The 623-nt window shown below is 44.3% G+C and carries 1 protein-coding gene; it reads left to right on the forward strand.

The window, feature by feature from the left end:
- Nucleotides 1-72: 72 nt before the first annotated feature.
- Nucleotides 73-623 (forward strand): IS110 family transposase (locus FCL42_RS21520; protein WP_136865457.1); only part of this gene is annotated, 551 nt, incomplete at its 3' end.

The following is a 623-nucleotide window of genomic DNA, read 5'->3' on the forward strand; positions in this document are numbered from 1 at the left end:
GAACTCCAAGCATTACACTCGAATAGTCTTCTGGGCCTCGAGCCCGCATTTGCAAGCAAGAGTCAGCTTATTATGAAAAACAAAGCACTTCAAAATATTAATGTTGGCGTCGATACCGGCAAACATCAGCTTGATATCTACATTCGCCCTCTCGACATCTACTTTACCGTTCCAAACACAGAAAAAGGCATCAAAGAGGCCGTTCAAACCATTAAGAAGCACCAACCTCAACGCGTCGTCATCGAGGCCACTGGCCGTCTCGAAATGCCCTTCATTCTTGCTTGTGATAACGCTAAATTGCCTTACGTCATTGCAAACCCGTTGCACATAAAACGCTTTGCGGGAGCTATTGGCCAAAGAGTTAAAAATGACCGCCTTGATGCCGCTCTCATTGCTCACTTCGCTGAGGCTATCAAGCCTAAGCTCACACAGCTCAAAAGTGAAAACATCCAGCTAATGAGCGACTTAGTCACTAGACGCAATCAGCTGTTAACCATTCAAACCATGGAGAAAAACCGGCTGCAAATTCTCCCTAAATCACTTCAATCATCGATAAAGCCCATTCTCACCGCTCTGAAAAATCAGATTGATAAGATTGAATCCAAAATCAGCAAGCTCATTAA

Source organism: Ferrimonas aestuarii, from assembly GCF_005116665.1.
Classification (GTDB): Bacteria; Pseudomonadota; Gammaproteobacteria; order Enterobacterales; family Shewanellaceae; genus Ferrimonas; species Ferrimonas aestuarii.